Annotated in this window: 1 protein-coding gene and 1 pseudogene; both read left to right on the top strand. The window is 63.7% G+C overall.

Going from position 1 to position 2,212, the window contains the following annotated elements:
* Positions 1 to 213 (top strand): annotated as a pseudogene (locus tag AO501_RS39295) (hypothetical protein); the annotation flags it as partial.
* 1,337 nt (positions 214 to 1,550) lie between these two features.
* Positions 1,551 to 2,036, top strand: coding sequence for a hypothetical protein (locus AO501_RS13780; RefSeq protein WP_156452544.1), 486 nt, complete (start codon positions 1,551 to 1,553; stop codon positions 2,034 to 2,036).
* The last annotated feature ends 176 nt before the right edge of the window (positions 2,037 to 2,212 follow it).

Raw genomic sequence — 2,212 nt, forward strand, 5'->3', positions numbered from 1 at the left:
GGGGTGGCCCAGGCGGCAATACCAGTGTCTGAGGTGTCGTTTGAGGGCAAGGGTGTGTGGGCCGGCGGTCGGGAGGCGGTGGGCCGTTATTTGGAAGAGGCGTTAGATCGGATGGGGATTTCTGATCCGCGCGCCCGGGCGCATTGGATTGCCGGGATGACGACGATCGCTGACCACGAGTCGGGTTTTTCCGGTCGGATGCGATTAATCTGATCGACACGAATGCGCATGGCGCCCGTCAGGCCGATGGGGGCCCACAGAATTGCAGCCGCGGGGTGTGGCAGCTGGTGCCAGGGACGTTCGGAGCCCATCATCAGCCGGGGACGTCGAATCATATTTGGGACCCGGTGGCCAATGCGTGTGCGTCGATGAATTATCTGATGTCGCGCTACGGGGTTGCCCGTGATGGGCATAATTTGCGGGCGTTGGTTGGCCAGGCTAACCCTGGGGTGCATCACGGCTACTGACGTCGCGGGTCGCGCTTCGGTGTCGTTGTGGCCTTGGTGACTTTCCCGAGGAGGATTTGTGGGTATCGCGGAATTCGTGGCAGGGGTTGACCGTCTGTTGTCGCGCACTCATGACCTATTTCCGAAAAGTGGCGCTAGCGAGCAGTTACCTGCTTCGGTTACTGGCGGCTCTGTGCCGGCAGCCCCGTTGAGTGCGAGCGGGTTGCGTTCAGGTGTATCAGGGGTAGCCGCGTCGTATCAGCGGGCGCAGGTGAGAGCTGTGGGGTTGGATGAGCAGGTGCGCCTGGCTGCGGTTGAGGCTGGCGCGTGTGGTCAGCAGGGCCGTGTTGCCTCGGGGATTATTCGTGATCAGGCCCGGTTGGTGGGTGCGGCTGCGGGACCGATGGCGTCGTCGCCGGCTGGGGTGCGGTTGATTGTGGCGACGCTGGATCAGCATTTGGCGGCGATGCAGAGCCAGTTGGAGTCGACTCGGGGTCAGTACCAGGTGGCGTCGGAGACATTGCGGCAGGCGGCCGCGGATTATCGGCGCCTTGCTGGAAAAAGGACTGGAACTGATGCGGTACCGCTGGGTAAGGACTCGCCTCAGGATTCGGGTAAGCCGGGCTGGGTGGTCGGTGATCCTCGACACGTGCCGTGGGTAGCCGGGCCTGGCGGACCTAACCCTCCGGGTCCTCCTGATGGACCTCGCTGGATTGAGATCGGTCCTGGCTCGGGAACTTTCGTGCGAGCTGACGAGATTCCGGGTGTGGTGATCAAACGGCCGGGTGAGCTTGCCCCCTCCCCGGGTTATGACAATTCGGGTAATCCGTATACGTGGATCGAGTTGGCTCCGCATTCTGGGGTTTTCGCGCCGAGTACCGACTTCCCTGATGCCCGCTTCATGGGACCGAACTCCTTCGGTCCGCCTGGCTCATCGGAATACCTTCCGGGTTCAGGAATTTGGGTGCCGCACGACTCATTGATCTCCGAGCCGTTGCGAGCTCCTGCCGCGCGGGCAGAGATTAGACCGCGCGGATGACCGCTGTGGCCGGTGAGCTGGTTCGTCCATCCAATATCGTGGCCGCGCGGCGTTAATGTGGGGGTGTGGCTGGGGTGGATCCGCGTTTGCAGTCGTTCGTCGATGAGGTGATCGACAGGTTGTTGGCGCGTGGTGCGGAGTTGTTTCCCGAAGGCGAACAGTCCGTTACGTTGGTGACACCGCTGGTGGGGGCGGCCGCACCGCCGGGCGGGGCGGAGGCGGCCGGACGGCTCGGGGATGCCGTGGCTCAGTGGGGGCAGCGGCGTAAAGCGTTGCGGCGCCTGGATGAGCAGGGCGCCCAGATTGTGGCTACGGCGGCCGGGGCGGCTGTTGATGGGCGTGCGGTGGTTCAGCGGTTGCGTGAGCAGGCGCGCGTTCAGGTGGATGCGATCATGCCGGTGGCTGATCCGCCGGCAGGTGCACGGTTGTTGGTGGCCACAGTGGATCAGATCTTGGCCCAGCTTCAGCAGCAAGTCGCTGCCAGTAAGCAGGCCAATGCAGGCGTGGCAGCCCAGTTGTGCGATCTGGCGATCGCCTACCAGGGCATCTGAGCCTGCGACGTCCTTGCGGCTGAGGGCCGCAAATTGGTGGTCTTGCGTTGTGGTCGGGGGGTTTTGGGGCGGTTAGTTTTGGTGGGTGAGTATTGGGGAGTTTGTGGCCGGTGTGGATCGGTTGCTGACTCGCGGGCATGGGTTGTTTCCGGCTGGTGGCGCGGGTAGGGGTGGGG

It is taken from the genome of Mycobacterium gordonae (genome assembly GCF_001417955.2).
GTDB lineage: Bacteria > Actinomycetota > Actinomycetes > Mycobacteriales > Mycobacteriaceae > Mycobacterium > Mycobacterium gordonae_B.